The organism is Streptomyces sp. NPDC044704, assembly GCF_056433525.1.
In genome coordinates this window covers 54,324-76,714 of record NZ_JBWKGY010000030.1, presented here as the reverse complement: position 1 = coordinate 76,714, position 22,391 = coordinate 54,324, and the positions used below count along the sequence as shown (strand labels likewise).

The window sequence follows — 22,391 nt, the reverse complement described above, 5'->3', positions numbered from 1 at the left end:
GACGCCCGCCTGACCCTGATGGCCGGTGACATCACCGTCGGACGCCTCGGCGGTCCCGCGACGATCAGCACGCAGAAGGGCGACCTCCACATCACGGAGGCCACCCACGGCGCCGTCACCCTGCGCACCGAGGCCGGCAACGTCACCGTCGGCGCCGCCCGCGGCGTCTCCGCCTCCCTGGACGCCGGCACCGGCTACGGCCGCATCAACAACAGCCTCAACAACACCGACGGCGCCACCGCCGCCCTGACCATCCACGCGACCACCTCCTACGGCGACATCACCGCCCGCAGCCTCTGAACGAGCCACCGCCCAGGCCCAGTCGCACTTTCCCACCGTCCCGAAGGAGCACATCACCATGTCCCTCACCCGTACCGGCCAGGACCGCCCCGAACTGCGGAAGGTCATCGAGGAGATGGTCGAGTCCGGTTTCACCGGGGTGACCCTGCGCGTGCACGACGAGCGGGGCGAATGGGTCGGCAGCGCCGGGGTGCGCAAGCGCGGCGAGACCGCGAAGCCGCCGGCGAACGGGCACGTCCGGATCGGCAGCAACACCAAGACCTTCACCGCGACCCTGGTGCTGCAACTCGTCGCCGAGGGCTCGGTCACCCTCGACGCCCCGGTGGCCGACCACCTGCCCGGGTTCGGGCTGGACCCGCGGATCACCGTACGGATGCTGCTCCAGCACACCAGCGGGGTGTTCAACTTCACCGGCGAGTACTACGACGACGGGACCTTCGCGCCGGGGATCCCCGCCACCACCGCGGGCCGGGAGTGGGTGGACAACCGGTTCAGGACCTACCGGCCGGAGGAGCTGGTACGGCTGGCGCTGTCCAAGCCCGCGCGGTTCGAGCCGGGGACCGACTGGAGCTACTCCAACACCAACTACGTACTGGCCAGGCTGCTGATCGAGAAGGTCACCGGCCGCCCGGTCGCCGAGGAGATGCAGCGCCGGATCCTCGGCCCCCTCGGGCTGTCGGACACCACGGCGCCGACCACCGAGCCGGAGGTTCCCGAACCGTACGCCCACGGCTACTTCCGGTACGAGGAGGCCGGGCAGGAGAAGACGGTCGACGTCACCCGCCAGAACCCCTCCTGGATCTCCAGCGGCGGCGACATGATCTCGACCCCCCGGGACCTCCACACGTTCATCGCCGCACTGATGGGCGGCCGGCTCCTGCCGGCCCCGCTGCTGGCCGAGATGTGCGCGCCGCACCCCAAGGCCGGCTACGGCCTGGGGGTGTTCGTCCAGGACACGGGCGAGAACGGCGGGACCGTCATCACCCACAACGGTGGCATGGCGGGCAACGCGGCACTGATGTACAGCACCCCCGACGGCACCAGGACCCTGACCGCCGCCCTCAACTACGTCGACGACGCGGCCCTGTCCCTGGGAGCGGCGTTCCTGAAGGCAACACAAAGCCTCGTCAAGGAGGTGTTCGGCGGCGGTCCGATTGCGGACTGACGGCGCCGAGCCGGCCGAGGCTCTTCAGGACTGTGCCGGGCCGGCGACCGCTCGCGGGGATCTCACCAGTGCGTGATGGACACGGCGAGAGCGCCGAGAATCATGAAAGGGCCGAAGGCGACCTGGGAGCGCCGGTCACGTCCGCCCGCCAGGAGGATCACCGCGCACACCGCGCCAACGAGGAACCCGGCCACGGTGCCCCACCAAAGGCTGCTCCAGCTGTTCCAGCCGAGCAGCGCGCCGGTCGCCGGGGCGAGCTTGACGTCGCCCAGTCCCATCCCTGCGAAGAGCGCCAGCAGGAGGAAGACGGCGGTCACGGTGCCGGCGGCGGCAGCCGCGCGGCCGAGGCTGCCCGGCTCGCCGGCCAAGGCAGCCATGGTGAGCAGCAGAAGCGTTCCGGCGCAGGCCGGGGCGGTGAGTACGTCGGGGAGGCGCTGGACGGCCAGGTCGATCAGTGTCAGAGCGATGCCGCACGCGGCGAGCCAGTACTGGGCAGCGGCGAACCATCCGGTCGCGCCACCCGCCGCGACCGCGGCGAACACGGCGGCGCCCAACGCCTCCGCCGAGAGGCGAGGGGGCCCGACTCGCTCCTTGCACGTCGGGCAGCGCCCGGAAACCGGCAGCAGACGGAGCCGCTGGCCGAGCAGATCGCTGCCGCAGTGCGCGCAGCTGGAGCGGGAGGACATGGGCGCGGGGACCGACCGGGCGAAGACCACGGGGCGCGCGACGTAGCTCACCACAGCTCCGGCGGCCGCAGCCACGACGACGCTGAGAACGGACATGTGAAGGGACTCCTTGAACGCGGCTCGTACGGTGATCAGGCGGCCGCGTGCGACGAGGCGGGGCCGTCCTGCCGGTCGAGGCTGGACCAGTCCAAGTCAGTGAAGGAGGCCCCCTCCGCCTTCTGGATCGGCCCGTACTCGCGTACCAGGCGCCGGTATTCGTTTCCGCCGGAGCGCGGGTTCGTGTACCCGGCCCACTGGGCCAGGTCGACCTTGTCCAGGGGCAGCCCCGCGACCTGGTGGGCGACGTATATCCGCTCGGCGAGCTGGCGCGGCCCCTCGTCCTCGGGGAGGGTGGACAGGTCGATCTGCGGGCCGCGTTCTCCTGACACCTCTCCTCTGCCCCTTTCGGGTGCCGGGTGATCGTGCCGGGTCCCGGGCTCCCGGCCGGCTGACGCGTCGGCGGTTGGCCGTTCCGCCTCGGTCTCATCCCGTCCGGCCGTGCTGCTCGGTACCTGACCGGGGGCGACCTCGAGGTGCTCGCCGTGGTCCGCAGCGGCTTCCGGTTCAGCGAGAGGGCCGCGGCCGGCGGTGGCCGACGCCGCTTCCGGCAACTGTTCCGCGGTGGCACGCACATCAGGATCGGCAGCAGCAAGCGGTGCCGTGGCGACAGCGGTCGCTGGGGCGGAGGCTGGCTCGTCCTCCACCACGGGCGGCTGCACACGGGCGGGCAGCGCGTTCGCCGACGAGGTCAGGGCCGTCTCCGGGACGGCCGGGTGGACGGCCGGAAGCCGGTCCGTACCGGTCCTTTCCAGCGTCATGCGGACCGGAGCGGTAGCCGTGGCCGCGACTGGCTCGGCCGGTCGCGGAAGAGGACGCAGGGAGCCGGTCACCCGTACGTTGTCGATCGTCGCAAGGAGCTCGGACCGCCACGCCTTCCACATCTGTACCGGCGCGCCGATGGGCCAGGGAAGCCACAGCAGCAGGCTGTATCCCCGCTCCCGGTCGGCCTTGGGGCGCTTCTGCGGTCCCATGATCACTTGCTCGACTTTGAAGAGCAGCATCTCGAGCAGGATCGCGTAGACCAGTGGCGGCACCATGGCGAGGAAAGCGCTGCCGGCGCCGGCTCCTGGGGCGTGGAGCAGGTTCATCACCGCCGAGGCGCTGACGAAGGCGAGCAGCAATATCCGCGTGAGGGCGGAAGAGCGCAGGGTGAGGGCCTCGAAGAACCTGATCAAGGACAGGCTGAGCGCACCCGCGTCGAGCAACAGCGCGAACCCGGTAGCGGCGTCCCAGTCGCCCCCGTTGTGAGCGTGGGCGTACTCGCGCTGCGCACCGAAGCTGAGCCAGGCGGCAATGCCCGCGAGGACGAACATCATCAGGCAGCCGATGGAAAGGGCGATGACTGCCATGCGCCGCTGCAAGGCGTGACGGCGCTGAAGCGCGAGCTCGGCACGCTCCTCGGCGGTGGCGCTCTGCTCGCCGGTGCGCCGCCGGTGACCGAGAAGCAAGCCGGCGGTGAGGACGGCGCCGGTTCCCGCCACGCCCAGGCCGGCGGGCATCGCCCACTGGGACAGGTCCATCAGCGGCCTCCTTCCTGGGCGTGTGCCAGGGTGACCGGCCTGCCGAGCGGGTCGGCGGAGTGCTTCCGGCGGCTCATGGGCCTGGTCTCCTCCATGGGGAGATCGGTCGAACAGGCCCTCTGCTCCCCACAGGTGTGATGCGGCAGTGCGGCGTGACACCTACGGACCGGGCACGTGATGAGAGGGATCATGAGGCGGCGGACCCCAGGGTGGGCTGGGGCTGCTCGCCCTTGAGGAGGGTGCGCAGCAGCCCGACGGTCTCGGGCGTGGAGTCGACGCCCTCTTCGGCGTTGATTCTGGCCAGCTGGTGGGCAGCGCGTTCCAGGCCCTCGCGGTCGCCCATCTCGTGGCAGATCGTGAAGAGGTCCCGGTAGAGAAGTTCCGACTGGCTGTCGACGAGCATGCCCTTGGTGACGGCCTGGGCGGCAGCCCGGTAGTCGCGGGCCTGGCGGCGCCGCTCGGCGAGTTCGTGGGCGACGTCGACGATCGCGCTGATCATCTCCTGGATGTTGGCCTCTGCCCAGGTGTACTTGGAGGGGTCGACGTCGGCGAACGGCCGTCCGCGGACCAGGGCCAGAGCCTGGGCGAGCGCGACATCCGCGTCCTGGCCGTCATGGTGCATGCCCTGCTGGTACAGCTCACGGAACCGGTCCCAGTCGGAGGTCACCTGGTCGTTGAACCGGTAGACGCCGCCCTTGATGGGAGGGAGGTAGGAGGCATGGGGGTCGTCGGCCGCCCGGCGGGCGTCCTGGCCCAACCAGGAGCGGAGCCGGCTGACTGCTGTGTTGCGCGTCTCGGCGTTGATGCGCATGCCGGGCCAGATCGCGTCGTCGAGGTCCTGTCGCCCGAGCCCCGGGTACAGGACGAGCCATGCGGCGATCTCCATAAGAGAGTTACGGCGGTTGCTGCCCACCCGGCCGCGCGCGCCCACCAGTGCCACGGGGCCGAGTACATGGATCTGCGGCGTTTCCGGTACCAGGAGGGGTGTGGACAGCGCTGCCAGCACGGTAGAGGTAGCGGCGCTTGGCCGGGGGACGATGCGCGGCTCGGCCACGGCTGGTGCTGCCGCATACTCTCCGAACGTGGCCGACGACAGCCCGGACTCCGATTTCTCCTCCTCGCCGTCGCGCGTCAGCGCCTGGTCGTCGTGCTGCTCAGCCAGCACCTCGTCGAGCACGGTGGCGAAATCGTCAGCGGGCTCTTTCGCGTCCCACACCTCCGCGCCCAGCGCGGAGGCTTCTTCTGCTTCCGGCCCCCGCGCGTACGTGGGCTCGTCGGCAGGGGAAACGGGGTCTTCAGCCTCGGCGAACCCGGCGCCGCTGTCGGTATGGGCACCCGCGGGTGCGGGGAAACCGGAGACCGCAGGGGCCAGCGCACTGTCGCTCTCCTGCCCGGCCAGGCCGGAGTCCCCGCCGTCACTGTCCGGACGGTCCGGCTCGGCGACGAAGGCGGGCGTGAGAGAAGTGAAGTCGGGCACCGCGGTGGCCAGGTCGACCCTCGGCACCGGGGAACCGTCCAAGGACGGCAGGACACCGGTGGTGTCCAGGGAGAGCGCGGACGCCTCCTCGTCGCTGTCGACCGTGGCTCCGGGCCCGTCGCGGTCGGTGGGCCCAGTGCCGTCGGTCCAGGCGGGCGGGGCGACGTCGTCGGTCCGGCTCGAGGTGGCGAGGAGCTGCACGAGCCGGTCATAGGACACGTCGTCCAGGTACTGCAGCTTGACCGCCAAGTCCAGGTCCGGCAGTTCGACGGCGGTGCCGGGCTGCGCGGGCAGGGTCCAGGCACCCGGGACGTCGATTTCCCCGGCCGCCGCGGTGACGACGGCGACGGAGGTGCGCGGACGCGCGGCCAGAACGTTCGCCAGCTCGGCGGCCGCCGGGCCAGTGGGAGGGGTGGTGGCGATGAGGATGCGGGGAATCCAGGTGTCGCCAGAGGTGTCCTCGCTCAACCGGGCAGTGCGAAGAAGATCGTGGCCCTCGCCGGCGAGAGCATCACGCTGGAAGGCGTCGTGGGCCTGCAATTCCGCAGTGGCCGTGCCCAGTTCAGCGTGGTGGCCGATCTGGTCGGGGTAGAGCGTGTACAGGTCGCTGCCCGCACCCACGAGAACAATCTGAGTGGCGGGCGCCAGCTTGGAGGAGGCGAGCTCCACGGCGAGGGCGAGCATGACCGCACGCACATCGGCCGGGCTGCCTGCCAGACGCAACAGGCCGATGTTCTCCAGGTCGACCAGGACCGCGTCGCCTTCCTCCGTCTCGCCGAGGCTGACGAGTGCCGGGTAAGGCGGTGTGACGTCGGTGGCCTGGTCCTCGTCCAGGAGGGTGGCTCCGCGGGCCGGGCACCACCACACCCTCGGCTTGCCCTCGCGCTCCGTGAAGGGCTCCACCGGCGGGGCGTCGTCGGCCAAGTGGAGCTCGACCCCTCGCGCGGTGATGCGCATCGCCTCGATTTCAGGCAGGGGGTGTGCCGTCTTGCGGCAGTTGAAGGCCAGGGTGCGCAGTGCGCGGTCGGCCAGCACGGTACCGCTGATGTCGGAAGCCACCCGGAGCTGCTTCTCGAAGTCCGCGGTCGCCCCCGTGGGCATGGGAATGCGCCGCTTGGGACGGCGCCGGCGCTGCTGACGTGCCCGCCGGGTGGCGATGACCGCGAGCACCGCTGCGGCCAGGATGCTTCCGGCCGCAGCGACCGTCTTGATGCTCGAATCGCTGTCGGACCCGTCATGCTGCGGCACCGGGGCCTGCTCGGCGGGAGAGCCGGTGGAAGGCTTCTCCGCCGGTTTCTCGGGTGCCGGCGCCTGAGCGGCCGGCTGCTCGGCGGGCGCCTCCGGACGGGCCGTGGGCTGGCCGCCGCCCTGACCGTCCTTCTGGCCTCCGTCCTGGTCCGGCTTGTGCTGTCCGGGAGTCCCGGTCTGGTCGTGCTGCTCCCCGGAGTGTTCCGGGGCCGGCTGCTGCGCACTTGGAGGGGTGGCCGAGCCCCCGCTGCCGCTGCCGCTGCCGCTGCCGCTGCCGCTGCCGCCGGTCGCGGGGAGCTTGAGCTGCCAGCCGGGGTGGATGTTGTCGGGGTCGGTGAGGACCCGTCCGTCCGGCTGCCGGACATCGTGGTTGAGTTCCGCGATCTTGAGATAGTCGGCGGCATCGCCGAGCTTGTCCTCGGCAATGGAGGACAGGGTCTCACCGGGCTGCACCGTATGGGTGGAGCCGATGGCTGTCGACGTGCCGCTGTTCTGCGCTGTGGCCCCTGCCCCGGAACTGCCGGTGTCGGCAGCTGCGGCACTTGCGGGGAGCCGCAGGATCCAGCCGGGCTGCAGCACGGTGGTGTCGGCGGTGATGAAGGTGCCGTCCGCCTGGGGAACACCCTGGTTGGCATCGACGATGCGGTGCCATTCGATACCGCCGCCGAGCTTCTTCTCGGCGATGTCCCACAGCGAGTCACCGCTCACGACGTGGTGTACCGGTCCGTCGTACGCGCTGGTGGCAGACGCGGTCACAGCCTGCGGGGCCGTGGAGGACTGGGGGAGGGCCGAGGCGACGGCAGCCACCGGCGCCGCGGTAGTCGCGGGCGAGGCGAATGCGGTGCCCGTCGGCAGCAGAATCAGGATGCCGCCGACCAGGGCGCCCGCGAGTTGCTGCGAGCCTCCGAGGAGCTTGATGCGAGGGGCGCTGCGGTGCCGCAGTGCCGCGCCCGTTTCGAGGATCACCGATATGACGAAGGTGATCCAGCCGTACCAGCCGATCAGCGTGATGGCCCCGAGGAACAGGGCCCCGCTGTCAGGGCTGGTGAGGGCCGTACCGACCTCGGCCAGGCTCGGCACGTGGTCGGGCAGGACTCCGACGGTCAGCAGCGCGTACGGCACGCCGGCCAGGAGAACGGCGAGGGCGACGAGCGCGAGGAGCGCCCGCAGGATCGCTGCGGTGGTGCTTCGGGTTTTCATCGCTGCTACCCCCGGTAGACGAGGCTCGCGCGGCCCTGGCCGGTGACGGCCCAGCTGCCGCTTCCGAGGAATATGGGCTGGTAGTTCTCGTGGACGGTGACCTCCAGTGAGCCCCCGTCCTCGCTGACGCTCACCGAACCACTGACGCCCGCGCTGCTCAGGTACGAGCGTGCGGCGGCGACCGCGGCGTTGCGGTCCACGCTCACCCCGCCGCCGGAGATGGCCTTGCCCGCATCGACGGCTTGCCCGCCAGCCCTGGCCGCCTCATGGGCCACGCCCTCGGCGTGGGTTCGGGCCCGCAGTTTGCCGCCGCCATCGACCACGAGCGCGCCGACGGCCAGCAGTGCCACGATGGTGACGAGGACGAACAGGCTCATCGAGCCGCGGTCACGCAGCCAGGCGGGGCGTATGCGTTGGGCGAGAGCGGATTTCATGCGTTCTTCCTGGTCAGCCGCGCTGGCGGTACGAGTCGATCGGTGAGGTGAACGTGCTGCGCATGGTCTTGGACCCAGGCAGTCCAGGAAGCGCGATGTCGGACAGGTTGACGACGCAGGTCACCGTCGCGGTGGTGGACGCGGGCTCGCCGATGCGGGCGCCGAATCCTCCCGTGCTGATCGACACAGAGGTGCTCGTGCACTGCAGTCCCTGCTGGCCCAGCACGCTGCGGGCCGTTGCCTGCCCGGCACTGCTCGCCGACCCTCCATTGCGCTCCAGGGACGCGGCCCTGGCAGCGTTGCGCGCGGCCGTGTCAACCGCGTTGTGCGAGGAGGTGACGCGGCCGAAGGCCACGACGAGCAACAGGACCATGATCAGTACAGGGAACAGCACCATCGCCTCGAGCGACAGCGCCCCACGATCGGACGCGGTGCTCCTCAGCCGGCGTACGAGGCTCTTCATCGCGCCTCCGTCACGCGCTCGGCGGCGGCATCCGCGTGCTGGTCGATCCTGAGCCGGAGCCCGGGCACCATGGTGTCGACGTACCCGGTGACCCGGATGCGTACGGTCGCCCCCTTGCTGCCACTCACGGCCGTGCCGGAGATGCTGCCGCCCGCCCTGGCCAGGAAGTTCCGGGTTTCCGCGGTCCCGGTGTCGATCGACGCACCACGGACCCGCGAGGACTCGACACCCAGCTGGGCCGCCGACATCGCGACGTTGCGGGCATGCCACCACAATCCGACGTGCACGACGAGCAGGATGATCAGCAGCACGACGGGGAAGACGATGAGCATTTCAAGGCTCATCCCTCCGCGGTCCCGCGCGCCGCGGTCGGCGAGCGCGCGGGACCAGCGTCGGACGGCCCTGTGGGGCCAGGTCACTTGATCTCTTTCGCCTTCTCGTTGACCTTGGTGAGGATGACGCCGGCGGCGATGGCCGCGACCACGACGAGACCGGCGACGATCATCATCGTCTCGATGGAGATCGCCCCGCGGTCGTCGCGGACCTGCCGCAGCTTCTCCAGACGAGCCCCGAAGTAGACCTTGAGGAAGTCGAAGGTCGAGTCTTTCTGCATGGTGAAGTTCCTTGTCTTTCTGGGAGTCAGCTGGCCATGATCCGCGAGAGCGCGGGATAGCCGATGTAGACGGTCATGATCAGCACGAGCATCGCCACGGGCATGACCATTTTTTCGCTGGCGGTGTTGGCCTGCGCTTTTGCCGCGGTGACGAGCGCTCCGGAAAGGGAGCGTGCCTGGGCGCCGAGGGTGTCCCCGACAGCTGCGCCCTCCTCACCGGCGATGGCGATGATGTCGGCGGGAGCGCCGAGCTCGGGGACGTCCAGTTCGACGGAGAGCCGCTTGAGACCCTCCCACGGGCTGATGCCTTCCAGCTCGGCGCGGGTGATCGTGTCTCGGATCTTCGCGAAGACCCAGCCGTCGCCCACCTCCGCCGCCTTCCTCAGGGCCTGGGTGGGCGCCGCGTCAGCCGCTCGTTCCAGCTGGACCAAGCGGAGGTACGCCTTGATGGCGTGGCGGAAGTCCTCGCGTGCTTCGGTCGCCTGCTGCTTGAGCTGCAGGTCCGGGAGCAGCCAGAAGACCACGGCCAAGGCGAGACCGGCGATCGCCGGAATCGCGAAGGGAACCGGGAAGCCGCCGAGGTTGGCCAGGCTCACGCCCAGTACGGGCAGAAGCAATCCGTACAACGCGAGACCGATCTTGCGGCCCAGGTGGGCGGCGGGCGACCGGCCGACGAGTTCCAGCTGTTGGCGGGGAAGCCGCAGGGTGCCCTCGCCCGCGACCCGCAACAGGGCGGCGCCGGCCTTCTCCATCAGCGAGTCGGGGTCGCTGGTGTAACGGTTGGGTTCGAGGTTCTCCAGGCGGCCGGCGTCCATACGCGCCAGCACGTCTTTGAGATCGGGCCGGCCGGGCACGAGGCCGCGGGCCGCGACCACCAGCCCGAGACCGGCGATGGCACCGCCGACCACGGCGTACGGGGAAAGGATCACGAGGACTCCTCCAGGCTGAGGCCGGCGCCGGAGCGGTCGGCGGAGGAGAGGAACCGGGGGGCGGGCTCGATGACAGCCATCTTCCGCATCCAGATCTTCACCAGGACGAAGCCGACTCCGACACCTACCAGGACGATCTGGCCCGTCACGGTGTCATAGGGCTCGACGTATCCGCCGGAGAGCATCGTCATCCCGAAAATGCCCAGGCAAAAGATCGTCACCCAGCGGTCGTTGGTACGGGGCTTCTGCCGGTCGGCCTCCACCTCGCGACGCATGAGAACCTCGTGGCTGAGTGCTTCGGCGAGCTCGCGCATCGCGCGGCTCAGGCCGGCTCCGCGGTCCTCGACGTGCAGAATCAGCAGGGCGACCACCTCGTCGACGGTGGCGTCGTTGAGGTCATCGGCGAAAGCCCGGTAGGCGTCCTGGGGAAGCCAGCCGGCCGTGAGGCGCGACACCAGGAGGGTCACGTCTTCCTTGATGGCCTTGGGGACCGTCTCCAGGCTCCGCTGGACCGATGCCTCCAGGCTGACGCCGACGGTGTGGATGTCTGACATGCGCCGCACCCACTCCTCGACGCCTTCCAGCTTGAGGATCTGGCTCTTGCCGGAGCCGCTCGTGTTGAGCAGCCAGGGCAGCCCGACGATGATCGCGACGCTGATCAGACCGCCCATGGGCCAGCCCGTGAACAGCCACACCCCCATACCGATGAGGACAGCCGCGCCCAGGCGCGAGCTGCCACGCGCCCACCAGGCAGTTTTCGTCCGCGCGTCCTTGCCCAGGAAGGACCGGATCCGCCGTTCGGTACGGCTACGGCGACGCACGGTCGTGGAGGGAGCCCAGCCGACACCGCCCGCGACGGCCAGTGCGAGACCACCGACCGCGGCGAGACCGGCGAGGCCGGCGAGCAGGGAACCGAGTGTGAGCGTCACAGCGGCATCACCGTGTTCAGAGGCGCTCCCCAGGTACCCCAACGGTTGTGCAGCACCCTGCGGTCGAGGCCGGAACGGACCAGGTCTTCCAGCCGTCCTGGGGAAATGTTGCCGTGCGGGACCGCGCGGGCCTCTCGGTGGCCGTCTTCGTCACGTGGAGCGAAGACCATCTGGTGGCTGGGCCGCCCGCCCTCACCGATACCGGTGATTTCCATGACGTGTGAGACGAAACGGTGCTTTCGCCCCGTCTTGCCGTCCGGGCCGACGAGCTCGGTCTCGTCGACCAGGCGCACGTACACGACCAGGTTGATGGCCTGGGCGATGAGCCGGTAGGCCAGGGCCTCGGTCATGCCGATACCGGCCTCCAGACAAAGGGTGGCCAGACGCTCAATCGACAGCTGCGCGCTCCGGGCGTGGAGGGTGGCCATGGACCCGCCTTCGCCCTCGTTCATGCTGTGCAGCATCGGAACGACTTCGCGGCTTCGGACCTCGCCGACCAAGACGCGGCGCAGCGACATGCGCAGCAGCTGCGGGAACAGGTCGGACAGGGTCAGCTCACCCTGAAGCTTGCCGTCGGGCCCTCGCTCGCCGTTGGACTCGCGTCCCTCGTAGGCGACGACCTCAGGACCGTCGGGATCCTCGTGGAGGTAGAGCTCGTACTCGCTTTCCAGCGTGCCGACCCGTTCGGTACGGGGGATCTCGCGGGCCATGGCACGCAGCAGTGACGTCTTTCCGACACCCTGGGAACCGACGATGACAATGTTCTGACGGGCCTTCACCGCGGCGCGCAGGAAGTGGGCGAGGGTGGTGTCGATGGTGCCCCAGCGCACGAGGTCCTCGAGGCTTTGGCCACGCGTGCGGTGACGGCGGATGACGACCTGCGGGCTGGGCGTGACCCAGGCGGAGGCGGCGAGACGCGATCCGTCGGCCATGCGCATGTTCAGGTTCGGGGTGGCCGGGGTGAGAGCCCTTTCGCCCTGCCCCTGCATCCGGCTGATGTGGTTGATCAGCGCGATCAGGTCCTTGTCGCTCGCCGCGACGGGATCCCACTTCCGCGAGGGGCGGTCGGCGTAGTCGACGCGCACCTGACTGCCGTTGATGATGATGTTCTCGACATTGGGGTCGTCTAGCAGAGGCTGGAGCCGACCCGCCCTGAACAGCTCGTCGAAGACGGCCTTCTTGAGCTGGGCCTCCTGGGCGGGGGACAGCGGTGTGGCCGTGGCGGCGTACTTCGTCGCCCACTGGGAGACGACCTCATTGATGATCGACTGGCCGCGCTGACGGCGGTCCTGGTCGCTCATCCCGGCCTCGGCCGCCGCAGCCTCGCCGATCCGGACGCTGGCGCGGCCGCGGAGTTCGGTGATCACCTCGTGCCCGACGGGGAGGGTACCGGGCGTCGATCCGTCGAAGGCCGAAGCCGCGGGCACGGGAATGCTTGTGACTGCCGCGGCCTGGCCGGCAACGGCAGTGAGCTTCGGGGCAGGCACCGGCGTCTGGCTGAGAGCCTGCGTGAACAGGTGCTCAAGGTCGGAAATCCCCGGGGATTCCGGGCGGGTGTCGGTCATGAGGCCTTCCCTGCCACCGCGGCCATCGTGGCCGGACGCAGCTGGATCCTGCGCCGGGTCACGAGCTCGTTGATGGGGCTGTGCGCGGTGCGGGCCGAGCGCAGCAGCGCCTTCGGAGTCCGCTTGAAATTGCCGTGGGTGAAAACGTCAGCGGTGTCGGGATCCCATGCGAGCATCCCGATGACCGGGGTCTGCAGTTCCTGCTGCACGTTGCTGGATGAAAAGGTCCCCTCCTCGATGAGGAGCAGACCCAGGGCGTCGGCCCCGGTGCCGTTGTGGGACAGCTCCTCGCGCAGGATCCGCACAGCGGGCGCCGCGGAGGTGATCGACGCCTGCGTGGTCCGTACGACCAGAAGGACGGCGTCGGCCCGGCGCAGCAACGGCGTCGGATATGCCGTAGTGCTCAGCCGCGTCTCCGATTCGGGAACGATCCGACCGGCGTCGATGATCACGTCGTAACCGCTCTGGTCCATGACACCCAGGAGCGTGGCGATCTGGTCCCAGGTCCGCGCGAGGGAAGGCGCTTGCGAGGGGTCGGTCAGACCCGGGAGCAGCATCCGGTTGCCGGTGAGGTCCCGTTCGAGGCTGACGAAGTGCTTGGCGAACTCCTTGGGCAGGGTGGACTGCCGGTCGGCGGCGGCCAGCCGGTGCATGCCCACGGCTGCGCTGCCCTCGCCACCGAGGTACCCCGCCCGGACGGTTCCGCCGGCGGGATCCGCCTCGACGAGCAGGGACGGCCTCGGGGAGGCCAGGGCGAGCGCGAGAGCCGAACAGGTGACCCCGGACGACTTGCCCGACACGAGCGCGATGACGGCCACTACTTCCTCGCCTTCAGCACGATCGCCGCACTGCCGCGGGCAGCCCAGGTGGCCAGCGGTGCGCTGTCCGTGGGGGCGACGGCCACATCGACGACCTGCGCCCCGTTCGCGTCGGGGTCGGACACACCGACGACGACGGCGCTGATGCTGTCCGGCATGGCCGGCTTCTGGCCGCCCTTCGTCGGGTCGGCGTTCTCCTGCGGGGTGTTGACGACCATGACCGCGTCACCGGCCCGCAGGCGCTGGGCGGGCAGCTGGCCGGGCTTGGCCAGGAGCCCGACGGTGTCGCGGCCCTTCGCCACGTTGGCACCCTCACTGACCGAGGCGCCGGTGATGAGTGTCCCCTTGGGGAGGTCTGCGGCTGCGGTCTTGCCCACGATCTCCTTGCTCCGCGTTACCGGCACAGGCTTGAGGGCAGGGTCGGGAGCGACCTCGGCCGCCACGAGGTCACTTGCCTTGACGACCTCGCCCGCCTTGACGTCGTGGGCGAGCGCGATGACGGCAACCCGGTTACCGGCCTCATTGACCTGCCAGACCGCCACGAGCGCGCCCACGGCTGCCAGCGCCAGGCCGGCGCCCACCACCACGGGTCGTCGTCGGCGGCGCGGTGCCTCCTGGGTGATCGGCAGCGGACCTGCCGGGACCGACTGCTGCTCGGAGCCGTTGGGCTTCCTGGATGTGATCGTCGTTGCCATCGTCTTGCTTCGTTCCTCGGGCTAGTTGACGACCTGCAGCTCGCCGATGCGGGCCGTGGTCGAAGAAGAGCGGGTGGTGTCGGGGATCGTGCCGGTCTGGCCGGTGTTGGAGACCCAGGACACGGTCCAGGTACTCGTGGCGGTGATGGTGTGGTTGCCGACCTTGGTGTAGCGGTGGCCGCAGTCGGGGGAGTCGGCCTTGCCGAAGCTCGGCGTGTACGGGGTGCCCGGCTTCGTACAGGTGATGGTCGTGCCGTCGCCCATGGACCAGGCCATGCCTGTCACCTTCGCCGTGACCGTGACGGAGAGGCCGCCGGCGGCGGTGGTCATCGACTGCGGACCCCAGGTCTGAGGTGTCTGCGCGGTCCACATCCAGACGGGCATACCGACCAGACCCTGGGATCCGGCGGGAGGCGCGATGCCGATCGCCGCACTGTCCAAGCGCATCCTGCTGAACGCCTGCTGCGCCAGTTCGGCAGGGGTGGGCCCTTGTTCCATGGGGTTGGTGGCCATCCAGCGCAGGCTTCCGCTCATGCCGTGCGTCAGCCCGATGCATGTGAACGTGTAGATCGCTCCGTCGGTGTGTCCTGCCCAGATGGCTTCGGACTTCGGCGGTTGCGGGGAGGTCAGCTGTACGTAGCAGCCGGTGCCGTCGTGGTAGTCGCCGACTCCGTCGAGCTTGCAGGGCCACGGTCCGACGTGCGTGGCGCCGGTGGCGCAGGTCTTTCCGTCGCTGACCGGCGGCTTGTCGCCACCACCGCCACCGCCGCCACCGCCGCCCGTGCCGGGCTTGCCACCGCCGCCGGGCTTGGACGGATTGCCCGGGACGCCGACCCAGTCGCAGACGTGCTGTCCGCAGTAGTCGACATTTGGTTTCGGGTCCGTCGCCCAGGCGCGTGGAGCGGAGGGAACCAGGAACGCCAGCGAGGCGAGGACGGTGAGGACCACGGCCGGCAGGGCGCGGAGCCTCAGCATGCGCGGTCCTGGTGATCGACGGTGACGATCATCCACTTGTCGCCGACGGTGCGAGCCTCGAATCGGGTGACGAATCGTTTCATCCTGTCGGCCGGCAACGGGCGTTCGGCGCCCGTCTTGGCGTCGACGAGCAGCCAGGCGGTGCCGTCGACGCAGTCGGTGATGGTGGCCTTCTTCGGGCTCTCGTCCACGCTGACGGCCGTCACTTCGGGCTTGAGGGAGGGCTCCCCCTTCATGGCGCTTCCGCTCACCTTCATGCTCGCGACGTTGGCGAGCGCCTGTGTGTAGGCCTGGTCGAAGGCGAAGTTCTCCAGCCCGGTGTCACGGACGTCCGCCTTCGCGAAGGCCTTGACCTGTGCGTCCCAGAAGCCGCGGTAGGCGATGGCTACTTCGGCCTTGGCCGCGGACTGCGGGTCCGCGCTCGCCGAGGCGGACTCCGAGGGTGATGCGGACGGCGCCGCCTGCGGCTTGCTCCCCCCGCAGCCGGCGAGTGTTGCGGCCGTGGCCACGACCGTGGTCAGAACCAGGCCGGTGCGGCTTGTCCGGGCATGTGCCGAGAGTGTCACTGGGATGTACCCCTGGGATGAGTGGTGATCAGGAAGCCGCTTTGCGCAGGCCGTGGCCCGAAGGGGACAGTCGATCGGTCCGTGGGCCAGGTCCGGCCGACGGGTGTGCGAAGGCGGGATGTCCCGGCGTGGCCCTCGGCGAGATCCTCGCCTGGACGCAAATGAACGCGACTTCATGCTCACGGTGGCCCTCCCCCAAGGTCCCCGCGGTGCCACCCGACTGGTCAGGGTTGCACCAGATACACCTTTCCGGCCACGCAGGCGGCCAGAAGGCTGACTACCCGATCATCTACAGGAAGTTGAGTGACTGTCAACTAAAGTGTGACGTGACATGAGAGCTTGCATCCGTGAAGCCAGCGGCCGTGAAGTTTTCAACAACCTGTGGCCTGAAGCAATTGATCGGTGATATTGGTCGGTACCAATGTTGAGCCTAGCCGCCAAACTCGGGTTCCTCCTGCGCCGCCGACCGGGGCCTGACGGAGAGCCACCATCGAACCGGACTCTTTCCGAAGAGTTCCGCACCCTCCCCGGACACACACGCGGAGGGTCGGTCCAGCAGCTCGCCAACCTCCGCCGGGGCGACGACGAGAATCCTACGACCAACACCTTGACGGCCCTGGCCGCAGTCCTCGGCGCGCCCAGTGCGTTTCTGCTCCCTGGCTGGGACGACTTCGTTGTGTTATCGGTCATAGAGCGCAACCAAGTGGCCCGTGACGTGGTCAGACATCTCGACGGTCTCCCTCAGGAGGAGCTGGCCGTGGTCTTGGACGACCTCAGGAAGCGCCGGGCTGAGCTCGGCCTTGCCTCCGACGTCCCCGTGCTGGAAATCCAAGCCGGAATCGGATCCGGTGGTGTCATCCGCCGCTACCGGCGGCGCCGCAGCATGAGGGAGGCAGCGGCATACGCGGCCGACTCTCTGGAAGGCGGGATGTAACGCTTCGTGATCAGCGCGATCAGTGGCACACCTCTCGACGGTGCCGTGTGCGCGGTTTGAGCCGCCCTCTGCGCGGTGGTCACAGCGACCCTGCCGAACCGCGCCCGAACATCCGAGAGCGGCGGATCCCATCACCTTTGCCGTGTGCAGTTTGGTGTGGTCCCGGAGCTCCAGGATGTGATCGTCGTTGTCACACCCTCTTCTGTGCGTCGGGCTAGTTGACGACCTGTAGCTCGCCGACGCGGGCCGTGGTCGAAGAAGTACGGGTGGTATCCGGAAGCCTGCCGTTCTCGCCGTTGGTGGCGGCCCAGTCCACCGTCCACGTGCTGGTGGCCGTGATGGTGAAGCTGCCGACCTTCGTGTAGCGGTGACCGCAGTCCGGGGAGTCCGCCTTGCCGTAGCTCTTCTCGTACCGTGTGCCCGGCTTGGTGCAGGTCACCGTGGTGCCGTCACCCATCGACCAGCCGATGCCCTTCACCTTGGCCGTCACCGTGACGGACAGGCCGCCGGCGGAGACCGTCATCGTCTGTGGCCCCCACGTCTGGGGCGACTGCGCGGTCCACAGCCAGACGGGAAGACCGACGAGCCCCTCGGAGCCCGCAGGCGGCGCGGAGCCGATCTGGGCTCCGTCCAAGCGCATCCGGTCGAAGGCCTGCTGGGCGAGCTGGGCCGCCGACGGGCCCGTACCCAGGGGGTCTGTGGCGTGCCACTGGACGAAGCCGCCGTTCTGCCCGTTGGGCAGCCCGTGCGTCTGGGCCAGGCATGCGTGGTAGTAGATGGCGCCATCGGCGTGGCCCTGCCATACGGGGTCGGACTTCGGCGGCTGGGGGTTGGCGAGACCGATGTAGCAGGACGCGTCGTCGAACCGGCCGATCCCAGGGATCTCGCACGGATAGATACCGTTGTGCGTGGCTCCGGTGGCGCATGTCGTTCCGGGCCCCTGACCTCCGCCTCCTCCGCCTCCGCCTCCGCCTCCGCCTCCGCCGCCGCCTCCTCCGATGGGAGGCTTTCCGGGCACGTTGACGCCGCCGCATACCCACGAGTTGCAGTGACCGACATCGGGGCCGTCCGCCACGGCGGGTGTCATCGGCTGGAGCACGACACCCATGACCGCGAGAAGGACGGTGAGCACGACCGGGGCGACGCGCGACCTCAGCATGTGCGGTCCTGCTGCTCGACGGATACGATCTTCCACACGCCTCCGACGGTGCGTGCCTCGAACTTCGTGATGAAGCGCTTGAGGCGCTCGGAGGGCAGAGGGAATTCCTTGCCCGTCTTCGGGTCGACGACCTTCCAGTTCGTGACGTCGACGCAGTCGCTGATGGATGCTTTCTTCGGGTCCTGTTCGAGGCTGACCGCCGTGACTTCAGGCGTGATCTGGGGCTTCCCCGTCATTACGCTCCCGTTCACTTTCATCGTGGCCACGTCCGCGAAGGCCTTGCTGTATGCCTGGTCGAACGCGTACTTCTCCAGACCGGTGTCGCGGACGTCCGCCTTGGCGAAGGCCGCGGTCTGGGCATCCCAGTAGCCGCGATAGGCCGTGCTCACCTCCGCCTTCGCGGCGGCCTGCGGGTCCGCAGGCGCGGAGGGCGAGGCGGAAGGCGTAGCCGCCGAGTGCTGCTGCGCCGCCCCGCTGGTGCAGCCGGCCAGTACCGCGACTGCGGCTGAGCCCACGGCGAGTGGCAGAGCCGTGCGACGTGTGCCGGTATGAATCAGGTGTGCCACTGGCATGTCCCCGTATGTGTCGTGGTCGGATGAGCAGGTGGTGGCCCCCGGGTACGCGGCGTCGCCGATGTGAGGCCGTTCGCCAAGCAAGCTGTTTATAAGCCAAGTTGACCGACGCATGATGATCCGATCATCCACAGCCTCCGTCCTGACTGTCAACGAAGGGCCGCGGCGGAGACCATGTGCACCGGCGTCACCACCGATGTCGGAGTATGGGGCCGGCGCGAGACGCGCAGCCGATTCCTTGGAAGGGTTCTTGACTCGGGTGAACAGCACCAGCAGCTCCACACCGCTCGACGGCCTCATATTCGGCGTGTGCGCCGTGCTGGGAGTGGTGGTGACCGCGGCCTGCATGTACCGCGCCCGGACGACGCCCACCGTTGCGAACCGTTGCATCACCAGCGCCTTCGCCATCTGCACCGTCGGAGTCCTCTTCGCCGTCCCCACCGTGGCCTCGTGGGCGGAGGACGTGACCGGCGTGGACAACGTGGCCAAGCTGATCGCCCACATCTGCGCCATCGTCTGGTGCGGCAGCCTCCAGCTCACCATGGTCGACATCGCCTACGACCCGGAGTACCTCAGAACGGCGATCTGGCAGCGTGCCACCGTGACCGCGGCCGTTCTGCTGATGATGATCCCGCTCTGGCTCAGAGCCAACACGGGGGACGTCGAGTTCACGACGGCCTTCGCCGCGAACGTTCCGGTCCGCGTCTACCTGCTGCTCTACCTGGGCTACGTCTTCGTGACCTGCTCCGAGCTCGCGTTCATGTGTGGCAAGAGCGCCACCCTCAACTGGCCCGAGCGGCCCTGGTCCACCGTCGCCTACGGGTCCTCCGCCGCGGCGGCCGTGGCCGGCATCGGCTACACCGCGTCCAAGGGCGGCTACCTGCTCGCCTACACCATGGGATCGCCGTGGTCACTCGCGGCCGAGGAGAAGCTTTCGCCCGCGCTTTCCGGCGTCGCGATCGTTCTGCTCTTCGTCGGCCTGACCCTTCCGGTCTTCCGGGTCCTCGGCCGCAAGGCCCGACGACGGCTGACCCGCACCTGACGGGGCGGACAAGTCGCCGTCTCCGCCGTCCGAGAACGTGCGGACGACCGCCCTCAACGCCCTCCACAGGGCGCGGACCAGTCGCCACAGGGCGAACGCGCCGCAGCAGACCGCGGCCAGACTTGCCGCCGGGCGCACCGTGCTTTCCAGCCACCCCGCCAGGTGCAGGTACCCGATGGTCAGCGACGTTCCCATCAGGCTCAGGCTGAGCACCATGAGGACACCGCTGTGCCCGATCACCCCCCGGGCACGCTTCAGTTCCGCGGCGGCTTCCGGATGCGCCTGCCGCCACCGCAGCGGCTGATCGGCCCCCGGTGCCGTCTTGCCGCCGGGACTGGGCCCCCTCACAGACGGCGCACCGCCGGGCGGGCGGAGCAGTCGGCGCGAGATGCTCCGGTAGGCGCGGGCAATCAGCCGGCCCACGCGCAGAACCACCTCCTCCGCCTTCGGGTCTGAGCCGGCCGCTCGTGGTTTTTCCCGCTTCGCTCCCGCGGGCGCCGGGTTCCCGGAAAGCCTCCGGTGGCAGGCAGCCGCGGCGACCACCGCGGCGACGGTGACCGGGGCGGCCCACCAGCCGTTGTGCCGCGCCCACTCCGCGAGCCGTTCGGTATGGCCGGGAAGATCCTCCAGGATGCCGATGGCACCGTCGATGAGATCGTTCGTGGTCATCGCCCACCGCCCGGCGACGGGCTGGGCGACGTCCGGCCGGCGGCCGGGACGAACACGGGCGAAGACGGGAGCACGGCTGCACCTCCAAGGGCGAACGGGCCTTTCGTCTGATACAGGTGCCGGGATCCCGCCCGGTGTGACATCCCGCCCGCGGTTTTTCCCCACGGAGCCGGCGGCCGGCCGGGTCATATCTTGACCCCGTGGTTGCGTAGGTACCGGAGCGGGTCGATGTCCGACCCGTACTCGGGACCGACGCGTACCTCGAAGTGCAGGTGAGCGCCGCTGACGTTGCCCGTGGCACCGGAGTAGCCGATCCGGTCTCCGCCGTTCACCTTCTGGCCCACGACGACGGCCAGGGAGGAATGGTGCGCGTACTGGGAGTACTTGCCGTCCCCGTGTTTGATCACCACCTGGTATCCGTAGGCGCTGTTCCAGCCCGCGGTGACCACGGTGCCCGGGCCGATCGCGCGGATCGCCGTTCCGGAGGGTACGGGGAAGTCGACGCCGGTGTGGTAGCCGCTCGACCACATGGAGCCGGACACCCTGTAGCCGGTACCCACCGCGTCGTCCGCGACCGGCGCGACCCAGGTGCCCGAGGTACCGCCCGTGTCCGGCTCGGTGTAGTTCGGCCGCTTGATGATCAGGATCCGCGCCTCCCAGTAGGAGAGGGGCTTGATCCGGACGTCGGCACCCGTGTGCGGGGCGTCGATGACCTCTTTCCCCGCCCCCCCGATGTACATGGACACGTGTTCCGGACGGGACGCGCTGCCGCCGGAGAAGATCAGGTCGCCGGGCCGCAGGTCGCCCATCGACACCTGGGTCCCGGTGCCGACCTGGTCGTACGTCGTGCGGGGCAGGTTCACGCCCACCTTGCTCCAGGCGTACTTGACCAGGCTGGAGCAGTCACAGCGGTTGGCGCCCGTGAACTGGGGCTTGCAATCACCGCCCAGCATGTAGGGCGTGCCGAGAGCTTCCTTCGCGGCGGCGACGACCTTGGCGAGTCCGCCACCCACTTTGCCGTCCATCGGAGCCGCCCACTTCTCGGCACGCTCGCGGATCTGGCGGACGTAGTTCCTGGTCTCCTTGTACGGAGGGACACCGTGGTGCTTGCGCACCGCGCCGCTGCCCGCGTTGTAGGCGGCGAGCATGTTGTCCACCACGTCACCGGGGACGTTGCGGATCTCGTCGGCCATCTTGCAGTCGTACGACACCATCGAGGGAACGGCGTCCAGGGGTTCCAGCGGATCCCTCTTGCCGTCCTTGTTGCCGTCAACGCCTTCGGTGGCCCACGTGCTGGGGATGAACTGCGCGATCCCCAGGGCGCCGGCCCCACCGTCCGGCGGGTTCGTGCGGAAATTGCTCTCCTGGTAGAGCTGGGCGGCGATCAGCGACGGGGTGACTTCCGCACAGCCGTACTTCGAAACCGCGTCGAGGATGATGGGACGCAACCAGTCAGGGATGTCCTTGGTGTCGGACAGCCCGCCTCCGAACCCGGCGTTCTCCAGGGACTTGGAGGTGTTGTCCTTGCCAATGGCGGAGGACAGGGCCAGGACCGCGGTCAGCATCAGGCCGAAGCCGAGGAGGGCACACACGAGCAGGCCGATCACCGCCCGCTTGATCCACTTAGAGTCGTCCTGCTCAGACATTCGGCAGTCCGACCACGCGCCAGGTGCCCTCGCTGTGGCGGAGCTTGAGCGCGAGGTGCTGCTCCGACTCGGCCGCGGGGCCACTGGCGGGCGTCTCCGTCACCCGGTAGACGACCCGCGCGAAACTGTCGTTCTGGGTCGGTTCCGGCGCCCCGTCCGGCAGGGAGACCTGTAGCACCGTGACGCTCACCTGGACCTGGGCGGCCTTCCAGTTCAGCCACTGCTGCCCACCTGCGCTGCCGCCCGTGTGGGTGCGGAGGTCCTCGCCGAGTTCCCCGGCCGCGTACTCGGCGGCACGCCGGGACGCGTCGTCGTACGAGGTGTCCCGGCCGGGCCGGGCATCGTGGCTGGCCCACGCGACCGTGAAGGAACGGGCTGCTTCCTGTACCGGATCCGGCACGGGGCCGGGCGACGAGGGATGGGTGGGCTCGGTGGGTTCCGCGGCGGGGGAGGGGGACACCGCGCTCTGCGTGGGGGGCGCCGGGTCCTTCACGGGGGATACGCGGCCGCCCGCCTGCGGCGCCGGGGGAGCGGTCGTGGGGGACTTCGACGGGCTACCGGCCGGGCGGGCCGGCTCGCCGCCGTCGAGGAGCAGGACCACGCCGACGGCCGCCAGGGTCACAGAGGCGATGAACAGCCAGATCGTGCCGTGCTGGGCGCGCTCGGCATCGGCTTTGGGCATGGGGA

22 protein-coding genes are annotated in these 22,391 nt (G+C 69.5%); 4 read left to right on the top strand and 18 right to left on the bottom strand.

The genetic code is table 11. The features are described from left to right. Together AC07B0_RS37910 and AC07B0_RS37905 are read left to right on the top strand one after the other, a co-directional pair. Nucleotides 1-300 (top strand): DUF4097 family beta strand repeat-containing protein (locus tag AC07B0_RS37910; protein WP_478900286.1); only part of this gene is annotated, 300 nt, incomplete at its 5' end. A 58-nt stretch (nucleotides 301-358) separates the two neighbouring features. Beyond that, the gene (locus AC07B0_RS37905; RefSeq protein WP_469383505.1) at nucleotides 359-1,465 is read left to right on the top strand and encodes a serine hydrolase domain-containing protein; all 1,107 of its coding nucleotides are present in this window, start codon (nucleotides 359-361) and stop codon (nucleotides 1,463-1,465) included. Between the two features lie 62 nt (nucleotides 1,466-1,527). On the opposite strand, the gene AC07B0_RS37900 is transcribed toward AC07B0_RS37905, so the two are convergent. The 14 genes from AC07B0_RS37900 to AC07B0_RS37835 all read right to left on the bottom strand — a co-directional run bounded on the left by AC07B0_RS37900 (nucleotide 1,528) and on the right by AC07B0_RS37835 (nucleotide 15,625). Then, nucleotides 1,528-2,247: a prepilin peptidase gene (locus tag AC07B0_RS37900; protein ID WP_478900284.1), complete on the bottom strand. Its 720-nt coding sequence runs from the start codon at nucleotides 2,245-2,247 to the stop codon at nucleotides 1,528-1,530. A gap of 35 nt (nucleotides 2,248-2,282) precedes the next feature. Continuing rightward, nucleotides 2,283-3,770 (bottom strand): DUF2637 domain-containing protein, encoded by a 1,488-nt coding sequence (locus AC07B0_RS37895; protein ID WP_478900283.1) that lies wholly within the window; start codon nucleotides 3,768-3,770, stop codon nucleotides 2,283-2,285. Nucleotides 3,771-3,957: 187 nt separating this feature from the next. Then, nucleotides 3,958-7,695: a LysM peptidoglycan-binding domain-containing protein gene (locus AC07B0_RS37890; RefSeq protein ID WP_478900281.1), complete on the bottom strand. Its 3,738-nt coding sequence runs from the start codon at nucleotides 7,693-7,695 to the stop codon at nucleotides 3,958-3,960. Between the two features lie 5 nt (nucleotides 7,696-7,700). Beyond that, complete coding sequence (locus tag AC07B0_RS37885) at nucleotides 7,701-8,129, bottom strand: pilus assembly protein TadG-related protein (RefSeq protein ID WP_467299643.1); 429 nt, start codon at nucleotides 8,127-8,129, stop codon at nucleotides 7,701-7,703. A 13-nt stretch (nucleotides 8,130-8,142) separates the two neighbouring features. Then, nucleotides 8,143-8,592, bottom strand: a complete 450-nt coding sequence (locus AC07B0_RS37880) for a TadE/TadG family type IV pilus assembly protein (protein ID WP_467299641.1) — start codon at nucleotides 8,590-8,592, stop codon at nucleotides 8,143-8,145. Further along, a complete protein-coding gene (locus AC07B0_RS37875) occupies nucleotides 8,589-8,936 on the bottom strand; it encodes a TadE/TadG family type IV pilus assembly protein (protein ID WP_469383496.1) in 348 nt (115 codons plus the stop codon). The genes AC07B0_RS37880 and AC07B0_RS37875 overlap by 4 nt, the downstream gene beginning before the upstream one ends. Nucleotides 8,937-9,007: 71 nt before the next feature. Continuing rightward, nucleotides 9,008-9,205 (bottom strand): hypothetical protein, encoded by a 198-nt coding sequence (locus tag AC07B0_RS37870; protein ID WP_422517580.1) that lies wholly within the window; start codon nucleotides 9,203-9,205, stop codon nucleotides 9,008-9,010. Between the two features lie 26 nt (nucleotides 9,206-9,231). Then, nucleotides 9,232-10,134 (bottom strand): type II secretion system F family protein, encoded by a 903-nt coding sequence (locus AC07B0_RS37865; protein ID WP_469383493.1) that lies wholly within the window; start codon nucleotides 10,132-10,134, stop codon nucleotides 9,232-9,234. After that, the gene (locus AC07B0_RS37860; protein WP_469383491.1) at nucleotides 10,131-11,063 is read right to left on the bottom strand and encodes a type II secretion system F family protein; all 933 of its coding nucleotides are present in this window, start codon (nucleotides 11,061-11,063) and stop codon (nucleotides 10,131-10,133) included. The genes AC07B0_RS37865 and AC07B0_RS37860 overlap by 4 nt, the downstream gene beginning before the upstream one ends. After that, nucleotides 11,060-12,628 (bottom strand): CpaF family protein, encoded by a 1,569-nt coding sequence (locus tag AC07B0_RS37855; protein ID WP_469383488.1) that lies wholly within the window; start codon nucleotides 12,626-12,628, stop codon nucleotides 11,060-11,062. Before AC07B0_RS37855 ends, AC07B0_RS37860 begins: the two co-directional genes overlap by 4 nt. Then, nucleotides 12,625-13,446 (bottom strand): hypothetical protein, encoded by an 822-nt coding sequence (locus AC07B0_RS37850; RefSeq protein ID WP_467299631.1) that lies wholly within the window; start codon nucleotides 13,444-13,446, stop codon nucleotides 12,625-12,627. The genes AC07B0_RS37855 and AC07B0_RS37850 overlap by 4 nt, the downstream gene beginning before the upstream one ends. Then, nucleotides 13,446-14,141 carry an SAF domain-containing protein gene (locus AC07B0_RS37845; protein ID WP_469383484.1) on the bottom strand — a complete coding sequence of 232 codons (696 nt, stop codon included), beginning with the start codon at nucleotides 14,139-14,141 and terminating at the stop codon, nucleotides 13,446-13,448. Before AC07B0_RS37845 ends, AC07B0_RS37850 begins: the two co-directional genes overlap by 1 nt. A 21-nt stretch (nucleotides 14,142-14,162) precedes the next feature. Next, nucleotides 14,163-15,116: an ATP-binding protein gene (locus tag AC07B0_RS37840; protein WP_469383482.1), complete on the bottom strand. Its 954-nt coding sequence runs from the start codon at nucleotides 15,114-15,116 to the stop codon at nucleotides 14,163-14,165. After that, on the bottom strand, nucleotides 15,110-15,625 hold the full coding sequence (locus AC07B0_RS37835; RefSeq protein ID WP_469383480.1) for a hypothetical protein: 516 nt from the start codon (nucleotides 15,623-15,625) through the stop codon (nucleotides 15,110-15,112). Before AC07B0_RS37835 ends, AC07B0_RS37840 begins: the two co-directional genes overlap by 7 nt. A gap of 664 nt (nucleotides 15,626-16,289) precedes the next feature. On the opposite strand from AC07B0_RS37835, the gene AC07B0_RS37830 reads away from it, so the two are divergent. Then, nucleotides 16,290-16,616 carry a hypothetical protein gene (locus AC07B0_RS37830; RefSeq protein ID WP_469383478.1) on the top strand — a complete coding sequence of 109 codons (327 nt, stop codon included), beginning with the start codon at nucleotides 16,290-16,292 and terminating at the stop codon, nucleotides 16,614-16,616. A 214-nt stretch (nucleotides 16,617-16,830) separates the two neighbouring features. On the opposite strand, the gene AC07B0_RS37825 is transcribed toward AC07B0_RS37830, so the two are convergent. Both AC07B0_RS37825 and AC07B0_RS37820 read right to left on the bottom strand, forming a co-directional pair. Further along, a complete protein-coding gene (locus AC07B0_RS37825; protein WP_478900279.1) occupies nucleotides 16,831-17,775 on the bottom strand; it encodes an ATP-binding protein in 945 nt (314 codons plus the stop codon). Further along, on the bottom strand, nucleotides 17,769-18,347 hold the full coding sequence (locus AC07B0_RS37820; RefSeq protein ID WP_469383511.1) for a hypothetical protein: 579 nt from the start codon (nucleotides 18,345-18,347) through the stop codon (nucleotides 17,769-17,771). The genes AC07B0_RS37825 and AC07B0_RS37820 overlap by 7 nt, the downstream gene beginning before the upstream one ends. A 259-nt stretch (nucleotides 18,348-18,606) precedes the next feature. On the opposite strand from AC07B0_RS37820, the gene AC07B0_RS37815 reads away from it, so the two are divergent. After that, nucleotides 18,607-19,389 (top strand): hypothetical protein, encoded by a 783-nt coding sequence (locus AC07B0_RS37815; protein WP_469383473.1) that lies wholly within the window; start codon nucleotides 18,607-18,609, stop codon nucleotides 19,387-19,389. Nucleotides 19,390-20,243: 854 nt separating this feature from the next. Here AC07B0_RS37815 and AC07B0_RS37810 read toward each other — a convergent pair. After that, nucleotides 20,244-21,704 carry a peptidoglycan DD-metalloendopeptidase family protein gene (locus AC07B0_RS37810; RefSeq protein ID WP_469383470.1) on the bottom strand — a complete coding sequence of 487 codons (1,461 nt, stop codon included), beginning with the start codon at nucleotides 21,702-21,704 and terminating at the stop codon, nucleotides 20,244-20,246. Further along, nucleotides 21,697-22,386, bottom strand: coding sequence for a hypothetical protein (locus AC07B0_RS37805; protein ID WP_469383468.1), 690 nt, complete (start codon nucleotides 22,384-22,386; stop codon nucleotides 21,697-21,699). The genes AC07B0_RS37810 and AC07B0_RS37805 overlap by 8 nt, the downstream gene beginning before the upstream one ends. Between the last annotated feature and the right edge of the window lie 5 nt (nucleotides 22,387-22,391).

What these genes read in the sequence shown, in the direction of transcription:
- AC07B0_RS37845 (WP_469383484.1), bottom strand. Translation starts at nt 14,141, where the DNA reads ATGGCAACGACGATCACATCCAGGAAGCCCAACGGCTCCGAGCAGCAG.
- AC07B0_RS37840 (WP_469383482.1), bottom strand. Translation starts at nt 15,116, where the DNA reads ATGCTGAGGCTCCGCGCCCTGCCGGCCGTGGTCCTCACCGTCCTCGCC.
- AC07B0_RS37885 (WP_467299643.1), bottom strand. Translation starts at nt 8,129, where the DNA reads ATGAAATCCGCTCTCGCCCAACGCATACGCCCCGCCTGGCTGCGTGAC.
- AC07B0_RS37870 (WP_422517580.1), bottom strand. Translation starts at nt 9,205, where the DNA reads ATGCAGAAAGACTCGACCTTCGACTTCCTCAAGGTCTACTTCGGGGCT.
- AC07B0_RS37805 (WP_469383468.1), bottom strand. Translation starts at nt 22,386, where the DNA reads ATGCCCAAAGCCGATGCCGAGCGCGCCCAGCACGGCACGATCTGGCTG.
- AC07B0_RS37855 (WP_469383488.1), bottom strand. Translation starts at nt 12,628, where the DNA reads ATGACCGACACCCGCCCGGAATCCCCGGGGATTTCCGACCTTGAGCAC.
- AC07B0_RS37880 (WP_467299641.1), bottom strand. Translation starts at nt 8,592, where the DNA reads ATGAAGAGCCTCGTACGCCGGCTGAGGAGCACCGCGTCCGATCGTGGG.
- AC07B0_RS37905 (WP_469383505.1), top strand. Translation starts at nt 359, where the DNA reads ATGTCCCTCACCCGTACCGGCCAGGACCGCCCCGAACTGCGGAAGGTC.
- AC07B0_RS37825 (WP_478900279.1), bottom strand. Translation starts at nt 17,775, where the DNA reads ATGCTGAGGTCGCGCGTCGCCCCGGTCGTGCTCACCGTCCTTCTCGCG.
- AC07B0_RS37900 (WP_478900284.1), bottom strand. Translation starts at nt 2,247, where the DNA reads ATGTCCGTTCTCAGCGTCGTCGTGGCTGCGGCCGCCGGAGCTGTGGTG.
- AC07B0_RS37890 (WP_478900281.1), bottom strand. Translation starts at nt 7,695, where the DNA reads ATGAAAACCCGAAGCACCACCGCAGCGATCCTGCGGGCGCTCCTCGCG.
- AC07B0_RS37810 (WP_469383470.1), bottom strand. Translation starts at nt 21,704, where the DNA reads ATGTCTGAGCAGGACGACTCTAAGTGGATCAAGCGGGCGGTGATCGGC.
- AC07B0_RS37875 (WP_469383496.1), bottom strand. Translation starts at nt 8,936, where the DNA reads ATGAGCCTTGAAATGCTCATCGTCTTCCCCGTCGTGCTGCTGATCATC.
- AC07B0_RS37895 (WP_478900283.1), bottom strand. Translation starts at nt 3,770, where the DNA reads ATGGACCTGTCCCAGTGGGCGATGCCCGCCGGCCTGGGCGTGGCGGGA.
- AC07B0_RS37820 (WP_469383511.1), bottom strand. Translation starts at nt 18,347, where the DNA reads ATGCCAGTGGCACACCTGATTCATACCGGCACACGTCGCACGGCTCTG.